This window comes from Maribellus maritimus, assembly GCF_022267315.1.
Classification (GTDB): domain Bacteria; phylum Bacteroidota; class Bacteroidia; order Bacteroidales; family Prolixibacteraceae; genus Draconibacterium; species Draconibacterium maritimum.
Window position 1 is genome coordinate 16,241 of the sequence record NZ_JAIKLE010000016.1, and the last position, 17,717, is coordinate 33,957.

General features: G+C 38.3%; 9 protein-coding genes and 1 pseudogene. 7 read left to right on the forward strand and 3 right to left on the reverse strand.

All coding sequences use genetic code 11. From position 1 onward, the window contains the following. Nucleotides 1-7: 7 nt before the first annotated feature. From K5G00_RS14960 to K5G00_RS14980, 6 genes and pseudogenes are all read left to right on the forward strand, one after another. Entirely contained in the window at nucleotides 8-2,377 is a 2,370-nt protein-coding gene (locus K5G00_RS14960; RefSeq protein ID WP_238766987.1) for an ABC transporter permease, read from the forward strand. A gap of 124 nt (nucleotides 2,378-2,501) precedes the next feature. Further along, nucleotides 2,502-4,868: an ABC transporter permease gene (locus K5G00_RS14965; protein WP_238766988.1), complete on the forward strand. Its 2,367-nt coding sequence runs from the start codon at nucleotides 2,502-2,504 to the stop codon at nucleotides 4,866-4,868. 170 nt (nucleotides 4,869-5,038) lie between these two features. Further along, nucleotides 5,039-5,761: pseudogene (locus K5G00_RS30195) on the forward strand (ABC transporter permease); the annotation flags it as partial. A gap of 171 nt (nucleotides 5,762-5,932) precedes the next feature. Next, nucleotides 5,933-7,405, forward strand: coding sequence for an ABC transporter permease (locus K5G00_RS30200; protein ID WP_394800866.1), 1,473 nt, complete (start codon nucleotides 5,933-5,935; stop codon nucleotides 7,403-7,405). Nucleotides 7,406-7,480: 75 nt separating this feature from the next. Beyond that, nucleotides 7,481-8,167 carry an ABC transporter ATP-binding protein gene (locus tag K5G00_RS14975; RefSeq protein ID WP_238766990.1) on the forward strand — a complete coding sequence of 229 codons (687 nt, stop codon included), beginning with the start codon at nucleotides 7,481-7,483 and terminating at the stop codon, nucleotides 8,165-8,167. A 131-nt stretch (nucleotides 8,168-8,298) separates the two neighbouring features. Next, on the forward strand, nucleotides 8,299-10,707 hold the full coding sequence (locus K5G00_RS14980; RefSeq protein ID WP_238766991.1) for an ABC transporter permease: 2,409 nt from the start codon (nucleotides 8,299-8,301) through the stop codon (nucleotides 10,705-10,707). A 144-nt stretch (nucleotides 10,708-10,851) separates the two neighbouring features. Here the strand turns inward: K5G00_RS14980 and K5G00_RS14985 are convergent, their stop codons facing one another. Beyond that, nucleotides 10,852-12,033: an MFS transporter gene (locus tag K5G00_RS14985; protein ID WP_238766992.1), complete on the reverse strand. Its 1,182-nt coding sequence runs from the start codon at nucleotides 12,031-12,033 to the stop codon at nucleotides 10,852-10,854. A 98-nt stretch (nucleotides 12,034-12,131) separates the two neighbouring features. Then, nucleotides 12,132-13,661: a glutamate--tRNA ligase gene (gene gltX / locus K5G00_RS14990; RefSeq protein WP_238766993.1), complete on the reverse strand. Its 1,530-nt coding sequence runs from the start codon at nucleotides 13,659-13,661 to the stop codon at nucleotides 12,132-12,134. A 133-nt stretch (nucleotides 13,662-13,794) separates the two neighbouring features. Between gltX and kbl the strand changes: the two genes are divergently transcribed. After that, nucleotides 13,795-14,982 (forward strand): glycine C-acetyltransferase, encoded by a 1,188-nt coding sequence (kbl, locus tag K5G00_RS14995; RefSeq protein WP_238766994.1) that lies wholly within the window; start codon nucleotides 13,795-13,797, stop codon nucleotides 14,980-14,982. Nucleotides 14,983-15,070: 88 nt separating this feature from the next. On the opposite strand, the gene K5G00_RS15000 is transcribed toward kbl, so the two are convergent. Further along, nucleotides 15,071-17,653 (reverse strand): beta-mannosidase, encoded by a 2,583-nt coding sequence (locus K5G00_RS15000; RefSeq protein ID WP_238766995.1) that lies wholly within the window; start codon nucleotides 17,651-17,653, stop codon nucleotides 15,071-15,073. Nucleotides 17,654-17,717: the final 64 nt, after the last annotated feature.

The following is a 17,717-nucleotide window of genomic DNA, read 5'->3' on the forward strand; positions in this document are numbered from 1 at the left end:
AATCGTCATGTTAAAAAACTACCTCACATCAGCACTCCGTTTTCTACAACGAAATAAACTTTTTGCCGGAATCAACATCCTCGGACTTTCGCTTGCCCTGGCAGCATCATTTATAATTCTGCTGTTTGTTATCAACGAATTGAGTTACAACACCAACTTCAAAAACCGAAAACAAATTTACCGGGTTTTAGAACATTCTGTTGAATACAAAAGAACCAGTGCCCATACTCCATATATACTGTCAAAAAATATAACAGATGAATTTCCACAGGTAAAACATGTCGCGTCTGTTAGTGGCGCGGGAAGATTTAGCGTTAAATTGAATGATGAGCTAATCCCTGTACCTAATGCGATGAGTGCCAATTCAGATATATTTAAAATTTTTAATATTCCCTTTGTTGGTCAACAGAACAATATCCTTGACGAACCAAATTCAATTGTTCTTTCACGAAATTTGACTCAAAAATTATTCCCCGGCGAAGATCCGATTGGAAGGAAACTGATTACTCAGATAAATGAAAAAGAGGAAATTTTTGTGGTTAAGGGGATTTTTAATGATATTCCGGTTAATTCAACTATCAAGGCTGATTGTTTTTTCAGTTCAAAATACCTGATGAAGCGACTCACCCAGGGCATTAAAGACGAGAATTCTGAAACGAACTGGCATTCCAATTTTTGGATGACCTGGCTTTTACTGGACAAAAATGCAAATGCGGCTTCACTTGATGAACCGTTCAGAGCACTGGAGAAAAAGGCTTTTGGCGCAGAGCCTAAATACAATTTTTCTCTGCAGAATTTATCCGATGTGTATTTGCATTCACAAGGAATTGAATATAGCGGCCTGACAGGTAATTTGAAAAACATCCGTATATTTTCGGCTATTGCCCTACTTATTATTATTGTTGCTGCTTTTAATTACGTTATTCTTTCAACCGCCGTATCAACAGGCAGAACGAAAGAAATCGGAATTCGGAAAACCAGTGGCGCCAGTGTCCAATCTATACGAAAACAGTTGTTAAATGAATCCATCGTTTTTGCTATGTTGGTTTTACCTATCGCTTTATTTTTGGCTACACTGGGAAAACCTTATGCCGAAGACCTATTCCAAACGAAACTTTTGATTGTCAGATCAAACATTATTATTTATATCGTAGTTTATGTGGTACTTACACTGACCATCGGATTGGCGTCAGGATTATATACCGCTTCGTTTTTATCCAAATTAAATGTAATCAGCATTTTAAAAAATTCGGCACAAACCGGAAGGCGGAAATCCCGGGTTCGTTTTGCCCTGATTGTGGTGCAGTTAATCATATTTTGCTCTTTTGTATCTAGCACTTTAATTATTCGTTCACAATACAAATATGCACTCCAAAAGGATCCGGGGTATTATAACCATGATATTCTGTTTATTAATATGGGAAGAGACCAACAAAATTCAGCAGCATTTATAAATAGTATCAAAACTTACCCGAATATTATTTCAGCAGGTGGTTCATTGGATGCCCTTCCTCTGCCTTACCAATTTCAACACTTTAATATTGAACATTTACAGGACTCGGCAAAAAAAGTAACCGTTGAACTTTTTGGGGTTGATTATGATTTTATTGAAACCATGGGAATTCAAATTCTTGAAGGAAGAAGTTTTTCTCATGAGTTTGGCAGCGATGAAAGCAGCTCATTCCTCATAAACGAAGCAGCGGTTAAAGCACTGGGAATAACCGAGCCGATTGGAAAGCCGTTAAGCGATGGAAAAATTATCGGTGTAATGAAAGATTTTAATTTTCACCCTTTATATAGTGAAATTCCACCTTTAATAGTAGTTGCTTCAGACAACTATGTTTCGCAGGTAGGTGTTCATTACAAACCGGGCACACTCGAAGATCTTCTGCCTCTTATTAAAAGTGAATGGGAGAAAATTGCTCCCACACAGCCGTTCAATTATAAAACCATTGAAGAGTTTTTAAAAGAAATTTATATTAACGAGAAAAACCTAAGCGTAATAATTTCAGTTTTTGCGCTGTTTTCACTTCTAATTGCATCATTCGGATTGTTTGGATTAACACTTTTTATGGTAAAGAACCAGACAAAAGAAATTGGAATAAAAAAAGTTATTGGAAGTTCGGAGAAAATGATTGTATTTTCTTTCCTGCGAAAAAATTTGTTTATGGTAGCTCTTGCCAGTTTTTTGTCGATTCCTCCTACCATTTTTATTATGAATCGTTGGCTCAGCAACTTTTCTTTTAAAACCAATATTGAATGGTGGGTATTTGCTTTGGCTTTTGTAACTGCCGCACTTGTAGTGTTAGGTACAGTATTTTATCATTCTTTCAGAGCTTCTCGCGTTAACCCGGTGAAGGCATTAAGGTATGAATAAAACAAAACCTACTTTGAATAATTTTTTAATGTTAACGAACAAAAATATGCTTTCAGCGAAAAAGAATGAAAGCAAAATGAAAAGAACTTACATTTGAATAAAAACAATAATAAAATATAAACCAATGTTCAAAAACTATCTAAAAACCACCTTGCGTTTTTTAAAACAAAATAAACTTTTTGCAGGAATTAATATTCTTGGTCTTTCACTGGCACTGGCCGCTTCTTTTATTATTTTGTTGTTTGTTATCAACGAGTTCAGTTACGATCAGGGCTATAAAAACCGGAAACAGATTTACCGGGTGCTTAATACTTACCATGAATTTAAAACAACACAGTTAGGAACTCCTTATGTTTTAGCTTCGGCGCTGAAAAGTGACTTCCCGCAAATAGAGCATGCTGTAAGGGCAAGAAATATGCGGGGATTCAGCTTAAAAATGAAAGACGAGTTTATTTCTGTTTATCGAGCTGTTGCCACCGATTCGGAGATATTTGATATCTTCGATATTCCTTTAAACGGTGCTCCAAAAGGAATTCTGGACAACCCAAATTCTATTGTTTTATCAAAAAAACAAGCTGAAAAATTTTTCCCGGATCAAAATCCGGTAGGAAAAGAGATCATTGGTATTGCTAATGGTAAGGAACAATTGTTTGTAGTAGAAGGCGTTTTTGATGATATTCCTGTAAACTCTACGTTACAAGCCGATTGTTTTATCAATGGCAAATGGACTCTCGAACCTATCAACCAAACTTTCGGGGTTACAAATGCTGATGTAAACTGGGATCTGGACTTCTGGACCACATGGGTACTGCTAAAAAAGGGAATAGAGCCAGCCTCGGTTGAAAACCAGTTCCGAAATCTGGAAGTAAAAAATATAAGTGAAAACCCACCAAAAAGTTATTCTCTGCAAAATCTTACGGATGTTTATCTCCGTTCCAACAATATAATGAACTCAGGAATGAAAGGAAATATGAAAAATATCCGGATATTTTCGGCCACTGCCTTCCTGATTATTCTGGTCGCCGCTTTTAACTACATTATTCTTTCAACGGCAGTTTCTTCGGGTCGCACAAAAGAAGTTGGGATACGAAAAACCAGCGGGGCTGAAGTAAAAGCCATCAGGAATCAACTGCTTGGCGAGTCGGTTTTCCTTTCGCTCGCCGTGTTGCCTCTCGCTGTGGCCTTGGCTTTAATCGCAAAACCTTATGCCGAAAAATTATTTCAAACCAAACTTTATATTATTTCCACCAATATTCCTGTTTATATCCTGATTTACCTGCTGCTAACTGTCGTTATCGGTTTAGCTTCGGGACTATATACTTCATCATATTTGTCGCAGTTGAACATTATCAGCATCCTGAAGAATGGCTCTGTATCGGGGAGAAGGAAATCGCTTTTAAGATGGTCATTGATTGTGATTCAGCTGGTTATCTTCTGTTCTTTTATTTCAGGAACTTTAATTATCCGCTCGCAATATAAATTCGCCCTAAAGAAAGACTTAGGATATCAAAACAAAAATATTCTTCTGGTAGATTTAGGACGAAATTTCAAGGATTACACTGTTTTTATCAACAGCATAAAATCGTTCCCGAACATAAAAATGGCTGCAGGTACCATGGATGGCCTGCCGATGATGGGTTCTATGTCTTCTATGATTCCAAATTTCCAGGATCAGTCGCAAAAAATAAAGGTAGAAGGCCTGGCTGTTGATTATAATTTCTTGGAAACAATGGGAATTCCGGTGATACAAGGCCGAAGCTTTTCTGAAGAATTTGGAGCCGATCTGGAAAACTCAATAATCCTTAATGAAAAAGCAGTGGAACAGCTAGGAATTACCGACCCTGTTGGAAAGAAAATTGGCAACGGAACAATTATCGGAATAGTAAAAGATTTTAACCTGCATTCCATTCATTCCGATATCCCACCGTTGATGATAAATATGACCGACAGATACATTCAACAAGTGGCCATAAATTATACACCGGGAACACTTAGTAACATACTTCCCATCGTTGAAGGAGAATGGAAGAAAATAGCCCCCGAGCGTTCTTTCCAATATCAAACCATCGAAAATCTTATCAAGGACATTTATGCATCAGAAAAGAATCTGAGTATTATAATTACCATCTTTGCTGTCTTTTCGCTGCTCATTGCTGCTTTTGGCTTATTTGGGCTCACATTGTTTATAGCCAAAACCCGTACAAAAGAAATTGGGGTGAAAAAGGTTCTGGGAAGTTCAGAGAAAACAATTATCTATTCTTTTCTGAAGGAAAACATCGTTATCGTTTTTATTGCAGCTTTGCTCGCAATACCGGTGACATATTATTTTATGAACCGATGGTTAAGTAATTTTTCGTACAAAGTCAGTATTAATTTTTGGTTCTTTGTTATCGCCTTTATCATTGCAAGTACAGTTGTATTATTTACGGTTTTGTTTCACTCTTACAGGGCATCGCGGATTAACCCGGTTGAAGCTTTAAAATATGAATAACATCCCAGGGATGCGAGTGTAAAAGCAAGCATCCCTGTCAATTTTTTTTACACTTTTTGTCAATTTTTTTTACACTTTGGGTAATACATCAGAAACTATTAAGTTGAAAATCTTTAACTTGCAAAACAGGCACCGGATTTGAATCCCTGTCAACCAATAAAGGTAGAAATATGAATATTACCGACATAAAAATTGCTTTTCGAAATATTTTAAAAAATAAAATCGAGTCATCAATCAGCATCTTGGGATTGGGAATTGGCCTGGGCTGTATTTTTATTTTGGGAGTTTTAATTATTCATGAACATTCTTACGACCGTTTCATTCCCGACCATAAAAATGTGTACAGAGTTGTTGAAGATACCGATCCAAGAACACCCTATCCTTTAGCGCCGTCGATACAAGATAACATCCCCGGAATTCAAGACTTTTTCCGGTTTTATCAAACGAACCATGTTCAGATTAAAAACTCCGGCAACCGGGTTATTGAGGAAGACCTTTTCGCTTTTGCTGACAACAACTTCTTTTCCCTTCTGAATACAAAATTTAAATACGGAAAAGCTGCTGTCTCTCCTACCGAAATTGCCCTTTCTGAAGATATGGCCAAAAAATATTTTAAAACTCAAAATGCATTGGGTGCCTCCTTGAATGTTAAATTGAAAGACAATTTTTTACCCCTTACAATTTGTGGAGTTTACGAAAATTTCCCGGGAAACTCAACGCTTCACCCTGAATTTGTTGGCAATATAGAACTTTCAGAACAAGTTTTGGGGTTGTCGCAACGTATGTTTGGTGAATATGGTTCAACTCAAAACGACTATCAAAACTGGGATAACAACTATTTCTACAGCTATCTGTTTTTAAGCCCGGGCACTCGTCCTGAGACGGTAAGTTCAAAGATTAAAAACTTTATGGTTTCGTTTGATACGGAAAAGTACAAAGAAAAAGAATATCATTTACAACCGGCAACCGATATCTATTTAGATTCCAATAATTTGACAGGAAACATCTATAGCCGGACGGGAAATGCCAACGAACTCAAATATTACATCGGAATTGCACTGGTTATTTTATTTATAGCTATTCTCAATTATATTTTTCTGACCAAGGCAAAAATACTAAGTCGCCTGACAGAAATCGGGGCAAAAAAAGCGTTGGGAGCTTCAAATAATATTATAAGAAAACAGGTTTTACTTGAATCGAATATGATTTCTGCTTTAAGTCTGATGCCGGCAGCAATTATTATTATCATCGGTATTCCTTTTATAAATTCAACATTACAGAAAACTGTCGGAGAAGAAGTTTTTGGGATGTGGCAAACCTGGGGAATGCTCGTTGCTGTAACTTTACTTACCGGTACGCTTTCAGGAATATTTATAGGAACTAATATTTCCAGAACTTCAGCAGTAGTTTTGTTAACCGGAAAAATGCAGCGACAACAAAAAAGCCACAAATTAAACCATTCATTTTTAAGTTTTCATTTTGCTATTTTTATTATTCTTGTTGTAAGTGTTTTTACTTTTAAAAAACAGATCAATTACGGACTCACTAATTTTAAGGCAATCGACCCAAACAATGTTTTGGTTTGTGAGCTAAACAGTCCTGAGTTACAAAAACAGGCACAAGTAATTCAAAACGAATTGGAGCAAAATCCAAATGTAATTTCCACAGCTGGCTCTTCATTTATACCACCTTTTAATGCTTTTCTTCCTATTAAATTAAGAACAGAGGAAGAAACAGTAAGATTCGACGGACTAATTATGGGAAAAGGGATGATTCCTCTTCTGGGTATGGAAATTATAGATGGTGAAGCCTTTGGAGAATTCAAGCAGGATGGCAGAACAAATATAATTATCAACGAATCGACAGCGTTGGAATATAATATTAAAGCAGGTGATTTATTGAACGGATTTACAGTGCGTGGAATTGTTAAAGATTTTAATGCCCATTCGATGCATTCGCTTATTCAACCCATGGTAATACTACAGCAACACCCTGAAAAAATGCGATTGCTGGCTGTTAAAACAAACGGCAAAGATGATAAATCAATAATTGAAACAATCGACAGATTGGTAACCCAAATCTCACCCGAGTCGGTATCTGAAGTTATATATTTAACAGACGAGATTAACCAATTTTATGAAAGAGAACAAAATCAGGCAAAACTAATAACTGCATTTTCGTTGTTATCAATATCATTGGCAATAATGGGATTATTTGGTGTTGTTTTAATTACCATATCAAAACGAACCAAAGAAATTGGCATTCGTAAAGTAAACGGCGCCAGAGTTACCGAAGTTGTGGAGATGCTCAATAAAGATTTCCTTATATGGGTGATTATAAGCGTTGTAGTTGCTGTTCCTGCTGCGTGGTACGCGATGAACCGATGGCTCGAAAATTTTGCCTATCAAACCTCTTTAAGTTGGTGGCTTTTTGCCATTGCAGGAGTATTGGCCCTGGCCATTGCCTTGTTAACTGTTTCGTTCCAGTCGTATAAGGCAGCGACCCGAAATCCGGTAGATAGTTTGAGGTATGAATAAGAATCTCGGTTTCAAAAGAGTATGAACAAAAAATATCAAAGTCAATCATAAAATCAGTTAATCAAAGTTTAAGATATGATACAATTAAAAAAAATCGACAAGTATTACGACGCTAAATTTCAACGAACCTTTATTTTAAAAGGTGTTAACCTCGAAGTTAAACAAGGTGAGTTTGTAACCATTATGGGCCCAAGTGGTGCGGGCAAATCTACTTTACTTAATATTATTGGATTATTGGATGAACCAAGTGCGGGCGAGTATTATTTCTGGGATGAACCTGCCCACAAAATCAAGGAAAAACAAAAAGTACAATACCACCGCAGCCACATCGGTTTTATTTTCCAGGCTTTTCATCTCATCGACGAACTGAATGTATATGAAAACATTGAAACACCTTTGGTTTATCGCAGTGTAAAAGGAAAAGAACGAAAAGCTATGGTAGCCGACCTGCTCGACCGTTTTAATATGGTAGCAAAAAAAGATTTGTTCCCCAGCCAGCTTTCAGGCGGACAGCAGCAGTTGGTAGCCATTGCCCGGGCAATAATTGGAAGCCCAAAATTGTTGCTTGCCGATGAACCAACAGGGAACCTGCATTCCGAACAAGGAGAAATGATCATGAAGTTGCTGAAAAAACTGAATGAGGAAGGAATGACAATTATCCAGGTAACCCACAATGAAGATTTTGCACAATACGGAACCCGCGTTGTCAAATTAATTGACGGGCTCATTCGGGAAGATTATCAGGTAGAAAACAGGAAATAATTTTTTGAAGTACAAAAAGCAAATCGTAAATATCATTATTGTTGCGGGTCAAACTAATTTATCGATTTAAATTTTAATGATGTGCTTCATATTTTATATCATTAAATTTACGATCCGAAAAATCAGATGCAATGATTCTAAAAGTAGTAATACGAAACCTGCTAAAACATCCTTTTTTAAATCTTGTAAAGGTTATTGGGTTAAGCCTCGCGTTAACAGGAATCGTCTTTATAGCTTTATTTCTCAAAAATGAGCTGAGTTACGACAGCTATCATTCGAAATCAGACAGAATATACAGGTATACCATAACCGACCCTGATTTTTTAGGAGGAAAGCACTTTGCCCGAACAATTAATCCCGGCTACATTCCCGAATTAAAAGAAGCAATTCCTGAATTGGAAAACTTCACCCGCCTAATGCCTGTTAGAGGCGGGCTTATTAAATACGAAGAAAGATTTTACAACATCAATGAAGCATTCGAATGCGACAGTACTTTTTTCCAGGTTTTTGATGCCAGGCTCTTAATTGGCGACAAACAAAAAGTTCTGGGAAATCCGGCATCAATGGTCGTAACCGAGAGTTTCGCAAAAAGAGTTTTCGGAGAAACAAATCCTGTCGGGAAAGTTTTGACACTACCGGCCGGCCAGTTTTACGGCGAACAGCAGGACTTCACAGTGCAGGGAATGATGAAAGATTTTCCTTCAAACAGCCATTTCTATCCCGATTTTATAACTACTCCCGGTGCAGATCAGTTCGCCAATTCGTGGGCATGGACCTACCTTCTGCTGGCTGAAAATGCCAATCCTGAAAATGTAAAATCGGGTATTTCAGTCTACTTAAAGAACAACCGGGAGACAAATCCGGAGGAAATGGATACACAGGTACATTTACAAAAATTAAATGATATCCATTTAAAATCGCACAAACTCCGCGAAATAGAACCGGCCGGGAGTCTTACAAATATTTATGTACTGACAATTGCAGCACTTATTTTACTTCTTATTTCCATTAGTAACTATGCCAATTTAAACATGGGAATGACCGGATTTAGTGCAAAATACATGTTTGTAAACAAACTTTTAGGATCATCAAAATATTCTATTGCCAGTTATTTTTTTATTGAAGGATTGTTTATTGTCGTCACAACTTCCATACTTTCCCTGATGATAGCTTTTCCTATAAACTCCCTGATAGCAAAAATGTACGGATTGAATCTGTTAAACGGCAATACATTTTCTGTAGCTGTAATTGTTCTTTTATTCAATTTGTCCGCACTGATTCTTGGAATGACACCCGTTGTGAGTTTTGTATCTTCCTTATTCAGAAACAGAACAAAAAGAAATGTTTCTCCGAAAATGGCGAAAGGAAGAGTTAGCAGTGCGTTAATTATTTTTCAATACGGATTTTCCATTGCCCTGATTGTCTCTGTAATTGTCATTTCAAAACAAACAAGATATGCATTAAACAGTAGTATTGGAGTAAATGAAGATAACATTGTTTGCTTTGAATCGGTGCACTCAAGCATACAGCAAAAATTTAAAGTTTTAAAAGCAGAGTTGCTGAAATACAACAGTATTGAATCCGTTTCTGCCATGATGGAACCTCCGGGAGGCGAAGCGAACGACATGTTCCCTTTTGAAATGGAAGGTTATAAAACAGATGAACAGAACCAGGAATATGACAGGATCGGCGTATTTCCCTGTGATTATTCCTTTGCCTCTATTTTTAATCTGCAATTTTTAAGCGGAGAAAACTTTTCTAAAAAAAACACCGACGCTGATGGTTCAGGGGAATATATTATAAATGAAGCCGCAATGCATCGCTTAGGATATTCCGAGCCGGACAAGATCACCGGCAAAGAATTTAGGTTAATTTTTTCTGCTCCCGGCTCGGGAATCGAAATTCCTGGAGGTAAAATTATTGGAGTAGTGAAAGACTTTCATCTTCAAAGTCTGAAAAGTGCTGTTGAACCACTTGTTTTTTTTAAACGTGAAAATCTATGGCTGCTTAATTTTGTGATTTCTTATAAACCTGAAATGCAAGCTCAGGCTTTAAATGATATGAAAACCGTTTGGAATTCATTGTTTCCCGAATATCCTTTTCAGTACGAACATGTTGGAGCCATGTATAAAAAAGTTTATAAAGCCGAACTGTTGCAGGCAAGATTGCTCTCTGTTTTTACAACAATTGCTTTGTTTATAAGTTCCATGGGATTATTTGGTATGGCACTGATAAGTACCCAACGCCGGGTGAAAGAAATTGGTGTGAGAAAAGTAAATGGTGCACGAGTCTCTGAAATAGTTACCATGCTTAACAGAGATTATCTGATGTGGGTGGGTGTTGCGTTTATTATTGCCAGCCCGGTTGCCTGGTACGCAATGAACAGGTGGCTCGAAAACTTCGCTTATAAAACCGGTTTGAATTGGTGGATATTTTTAGCGACCGGGTTACTGGCTCTGGGAATTGCCTTATTAACGGTAAGTATTCAAAGCTGGAAAGCCGCTACCAGGAATCCCGTCGAAGCATTACGATATGAGTAAATAGTAAAATCCTGATAATGAAGAGACTCTGGCTAGAAACATTGAGTTGTGAATAGGTAAAATGAGGACTTTAGATGTTTCATACAATCCTTTAGAAATTAGGAAACGACATAAAAAAGCAAAAATATTTTAAACAAATTTTCATTATACTTTCTTTGTTTTCCACTTTAAAATCACCACCGAAAGAAACAAAATAAAGGGTAGGTTAATCAGAAGCAAAATCTTCCATCCCACTGCAAATATAAACCAACCGGCAGAGAGGGAAGCCACAGCTTGTGTTCCAAAAATTACAAAATCGTTTACCGCCTGTACCTTAAACCGTTCGCAGGGATTGTAACACTGCGGAAGTAAAGTTGTTGCCCCGATAAACAAAAAGTTCCAGCCCACACCAAGCAAAATAAGCGATACCCAGTAATTGCCTAAATCCTTTCCGGCAAATGCAATAGCTATACAAATCAAATACGCAACTAATCCGGTTATCATCATTTTAGACAGCCCCAGCTTTTTGATGATCCATGCTGTAATTAATGAGGGCAAAAACATAGCTACAATATGGCTTTGAATAACCCATTTTGTGTGGCTAAGCGAATGTCCATCCATAACGTGCATGCTAACCGGAGTGGCTGTCATTATAAAACTCATGACAGCATATCCAATGGTTGCACTCAATATAGAAACCCAAAATACACGTTGTTTAAATATTTCCTTTAATGGTCGCTGCGTACTTTCATTGCTTGTTTCCTGCGGGATTGGATTCTTGAAACCTGTTAGAAAAAACATCGCAATCACAAATAGTCCGGCCAATAAAATAAACGAACCAGCAAATTCTACTTTTAATAAATCCTTGCCGAAGACAGCTATTTCAGGTCCTAAAAACGCAGCAGCAATTCCCCCAACCAAAACCATTGACGCTGCTTTTGGAATCAACTCTTCTGATACACTTTCCATTGACGCGAACCGGAATTGCATTACACAGGAATAAGTTGCCCCAAACAAAAACGTACTAAAACAAAACAGATAAAAATTTGAAATAGAAATAGCATAACTGGCCAATATGGCAGCAAGCACCGAGTATAAACCAATAATAAAAAATGAACGTCGTCGTCCGATTTTGTTCATTAAAAAAGTAACCGGTGGAATTGTAACGGCAGTCCCCACAACAATACTTGCAACAGGTAATGTTGCCAGATTTTCAAGCGGTGCAAGCTGGGCCCCTACCAGTCCCCCCACAAACACCACCATTGAACTTACAGATAAAATTAAAGCCTGAGAAACGGTCAGAATCCATACATTTCGAGGGAGTCTGATCTTTGTTTGGTCATTCATTCGGTAATCGTTAATTTTCTGATGTTTACTATTTGAAACATAACACCAAAACAACGATTAACCTCCTGCGAATGTTCGGTAATAAGACAACCGGTTCTTTATTTTATCGAATAAACTCCCTTTTTTATGCGCGAAATAGCCTCTTCTTTCCCCAAAATTTCACAAATGACAAACAAGTCGGGTCCCATATTTCCACCAACCAGGCACAAACGAAGCGGATTCATGATTGCCCCGAAGCTCCACTCTTTTTCATTCATAAAAGCGGAAAATGGTTCTTTAATCGACTCTGCTTTCCAATCCTTTATATTTTCAAAAAGCTCTGCAATAGCAGAAAGCTTCCCCGGCGTATCTTCTTTCCAGCGTTTTTTTACTGTTTTTTCATCGTAAGATTCAGGCGCTTCAAAAAAGAAATGACTTTGCTCCCACAAATCGGAAACAAACTCACAACGTTCTTTTACTTCAGCTACAACACGCACAATTTTTTCATCACTCGCGACAACCCCCTTTCCCGTCAAAACCGGTTTAAAAAGCCGGGCTAATTCCGTTTCCGTTTTTTGCTGAAAATAGTGTTTGTTAAACCACTTGGCCTTTTCAGGATCAAAACGCGAACCCGATTTCACCACACGTTCCAGACTAAAAATTTCAGATAACTCTTCGATCGAAAAGAATTCCCGCTCCGTTCCGGGATTCCATCCTAATAAAGACAGCAAGTTTATAAAAGCTTCGGGGAAATAACCATCTTCACGATAACCCCGTGAAATATCTCCGGTTTCGGGGTCTTTCCACTGGAGTGGAAAGACGGGAAATCCCATCTTATCACCATCGCGTTTACTTAATTTCCCTTTGCCAACCGGCTTTAAAATAAGCGGTAAATGCGCAAACCGGGGTTTGGTTTCTTCCCAGCCCAGCGCTTTATATAACAGCACATGCAGCGGCATCGAAGGCAGCCACTCTTCTCCACGAATAACATGTGTAATTTTCATCAAATGGTCATCAACTACATTTGCAAGGTGGTATGTTGGCATTCCATCCGATTTAAAAAGCACTTTGTCGTCAAGACTTTTTGTTGTATTAAACGTCACAGTTCCGCGAATTAAATCGTCTTCCGTAACATCCAAATCTTCCGGCATTTTAAAACGGATAACGTAATTATCACCTGCTTCTAATTTCTCATGAACGTCTTCAGCCGATAATCTCAATGAGTTATTGAGATTATCGCGTGTTCCGATTCCGTAGGAAAAAGTTGCTTTATTTGCTTCGGCTTCCTTCCGGAGTATGTCAATTTCTTCAGGAGTATCAAAAGCAATATATGCCCAGCCCGATTCAACCAATTGATCGGCATATCCTTTATACAGCTCCTTTCTTTCGCTTTGCCTGTATGGTCCAAAATTACCACCAACTCCGGGACCTTCCACCGGATTCAAACCACACCAATTCAAACTCTCAATAATGTATTCCTCCGCTCCCGGCACAAAGCGGGTTTGGTCAGTGTCTTCAATACGAAGGATAAAATCACCGCCATTCTTTTTTGCAAAAAGGTAATTAAATAAAGCTGTTCTAACTCCGCCCATGTGCAGCGGACCTGTTGGACTTGGGGCAAACCGTACCCTAACTTTTGAGTTGCTCATTGCTCTTTTTTTGAATTCGGTGCAAAGATATAAGAAAGCATTTAATGTGGAATGAATATTTATTTATGTCTTTTATCACTCTTTATTTCCACGTCATTCTATAATTTTGTGTTGAACTTTAATAAGTCCTTATATGTACGGAAAAATCAAACAAGATCTGCAAAATACACTGGAAGAATTAAAAGAACAAGGTTTATACAAAACTGAAAGAATCATTACATCTTCGCAAAGTTCAGAAATTAAAGTCGGTGAAGAAAAAACCGTATTAAACTTCTGTGCCAACAACTATCTTGGTTTAGCCAATAACCCTGAAGTAGTTAAAGCAGCACAGGATATCATGACCGACTGGGGTTTTGGTCTTTCTTCTGTTCGTTTTATATGTGGCACACAACAAATTCACAAAGAACTGGAAGAAAAAGTGTCCGAATTTCTGGGAACGGAAGATACAATTTTATACTGCGCCGCGTTTGACGCAAACGGCGGAGTTTTTGAGCCCTTGCTGGGACCTGAATCGGCGATTATTTCCGATGAACTAAACCACGCTTCTATTATCGATGGTGTCCGCCTATGCAAAGCACAACGTTTCAGATATAAACATTCAAACATGATGGAACTGGAACAATGTTTGGTTGATTCTGCAGCTGCACAATATCGTATTGTGGTAACCGATGGTGTTTTCTCAATGGACGGAGATATGGCAAAATTACCGGAAATTGTTGCGCTGGCTGAAAAATATGATGCACTGGTAATGGTTGACGATTCGCATGCAACTGGCTACATTGGAAAAACGGGACGGGGAACAGCAGAACATTTTGGCTTGCTTGGCAAAATCGATATTATTACAACCACTTTTGGAAAAGCCATGGGGGGAGGAAACGGCGGTTGTACTTCGGGCAGAAAAGAAATCATAGAGATGTTGCGCCAGCGTTCACGCCCCTATTTGTTCTCGAACACCCTTGCCCCTGCTACGGTTGGAGCTACACTAAAAGTTATTGATATGCTTTCAGAATCAGGTGATTTACCTGCAAAAACCATGGCTAATGCTACACACTTTCGAACAAAAATGCAAGCTGCAGGTTTTGATTTGGTGCAAGGAGATACAGCAATTGTTCCGGTAATGATTTATGATGCTCCGCTGGCTGTTAAATTTGCTGACGAACTGCTAAAAGAGGGGGTTTATGTTATTGGTTTTGTTTATCCGGTTGTTCCGAAAGGAAAAGCCAGAATCAGGGTTCAGTTGTCTGCTGCTCATTCAACAGAACAAATAGACAATGCAGTTAACGCATTTATCAAAGTTGGAAAAAATTTGAATATAATATAAAGATCAAATCTGTGAAGAGAAATAAAAAGCTGTCTTTCTATTTACAAAAGACAGCTTTTTATTTTCAGAATATGATATGTTTCGGCTATTAAAAGGCACTTTCCAGTGTTCTTATTGTCAACACTTCATTTAAACGGGCCTCCGAAATGTCAGTTTTCAAATGGATTCCCACACTCTCCATCGGTAGCAGATCAAAATAATTATCAGAGAAGAATCCTTCTTCATTTCCAATTTGCAGATAAATATTTTTAGCCAGTTTGTCCGTTTTCAAATCAATTGTATAGCCATCCTCATCTTTTTCTATGGCATATTCAATTTTTGGCGTTGGAACCCTCAATTCCTTGTATGGCCTGAAATAGAAATTGTTTTTTGATATTATCTCTCCATTTTCTCTCAGTTCTGCTGAAAATACCAGGTTCTGCAGACTCTTTCTGTAGGTAAACTCCCATCGGTTAACATCAAAATAGTCATCGCTTGAGTTGGCCGGAATTTCCACCAGTGAAGCTTCTTCCCAAATTACCTGTCCGTCAAAATCCATCAACCGCAAATAGAGCTCAGCATTAACCGGTTGTAATCTGTCGTTCACAATTCCTACCCTAAATTTTGCCCCATCGATATACGGACTAACCAAAACCGGTTCAAAACCTTTTTTTACGTAATACTGCAAGGCCTTCCATTTTTGGTAATAATCGGTTGAACTCCATGATGCTACCGGCCACACATCGTTAATTTGCCAATACAAACTTCCCATACAATAAGGCATTGCCCGGCGGTGTCCTTCCAATCCAAATTTAATCCCTTCGGCCTGCAAAACATGATTAACATACAAAAACGACTCAAAATCTTTTGGTGAATTGTATTCCTGATTCATGTAATACTCGATTGTCCCGTTACCGATAGAAGAACGCTGATGAGATTTCATCACTTCTGAAAAAATATCATAGTCTTCCGGAAGAGCGTATTTCTCAACTGATGCCATTTCAGGGAACGACTGAAAACCATATTCACTCATAAACCGGGCTAAATGAGTTGCATAGGTTTCAAATGGCTCTTTCCCCCACCAAACGCCCCAGTAATGTTCGTCTCCGTTTACCAAATCGGCTGGGACGCCTAAACCCGAAGAGGGACTTGATCCCCAGTAACTCCTTTGCGGGTCATATTCTTTTACGACATCAGGTAAAACTTTATGGAAAATATCGACGTAAGATTGCCATATTTTGTCAGCATTTTCTTCACTTTTGGCCCGCTCGGCCTTTTCCCAACCCCAGCCTTTCCAGGCAGCAAGAATTTCGTTATTCCCGCACCATAAAGCAATACTTGGGTGATTCCGTAAACGTTTTACATTATCTATCGCTTCCTGTTTTACGTTGTCTAAAAACGCTTCATCGCCCGGAAACATCGAACAGGCGAACATAAAGTCCTGCCACAAAAGGATGCCAGCTTCATCACACAAGTCATAAAAAATATCATTTTCATAAATGCCACCTCCCCAAATACGCAACATGTTGCAATTCGACTGCCTGGCTGTTTCAACAACCTTTTTGTAATTATCATCGCTTACCCGAGGCAAAAAAACATCGTTGGGAATATAATTGGCACCTTTCATAAAAACCGGATGTCCATTCAATTTGAAATAGAATGATGTTCCATTCTCATCCTCTTCTCTAACCAATTCAAGAGTTCGAATTCCAATCCGCGTAGTCTCGGCAAGGTCGAGATCCTTTATTTTAACATTCGCTGAAATATTATATAAATAGGGTTCTCCCAAACTATTGGTCCACCACAGCTTAGGATTTTTAATTTGAAAGTCAACAGAATATTTATTTGTTCCGGCTTTTAACTGAACCGGAGAAGAAGCCAACTGTGTACTGTCGCTTTTTACAAAAAGAGTTGCTGTTTGATTCTCAAGCGCTGTAATTTCAAACACGGCTGTAAAAGCTGCAAGCTCTTCCGTTACATCATCTTGAATAATCTGAAGGCTTTCGATCTTCGCCAAATCCCATGCTTTAATATTAACCGGACGCCATATTCCGCTGGTCACCAGGCGAGGCCCCCAGTCCCAGCCAAAATGATACCCGGCCTTTCGCGTATACACACTTACTTTCTTACCATCTTCCACCTGTCCGATTTCAGCTAAATCGTTGTCGGAAACCGGAATTACATAACCCTGTGCGTCGTATTTTTTTATGCCCTCAACTACCGGAGAACGAAGAATAATAAGTAACTCGTTTTCTCTTTCCTGTATCACATCTTTTATGTCCGCAGTCCATTCCCTGAACATATTGTCAGCTTCCAGAACCTTTTCCCCATTTACAAAAACGTCGGCATATGTATCTAGACCCTCAAAATCAAGTTCTATTTTATCTCTCGCCAGCAAATCTTTATCGGCAGTAAAAGTGGTCTTGTACTCCCAATCTGCTTTGTCAACCCATTGAACGTCGTGTTCATTTAACCGGTAAAATGGATCTTCTATTTTCCCGTGCGCCATCAAATCGGTGTGAACCGTTCCCGGGACAGTAGCCGATAACCACTCAGTCTCTCCGCTTTGACGAAAAAACCAGTCATTATCCAATTCTGTTTGAATTGTTTTATTGGATTTTTTAGAATCACAACCCAAAACCGACATCAATATTATGGTGGTTAAAACAATAATTAAATTTCTGACATTCATAGTTTCATTTGATAATTTTGGAGCGGTAAAAATGTAAAAACAACTTTATTTCAGCAAATAAAAA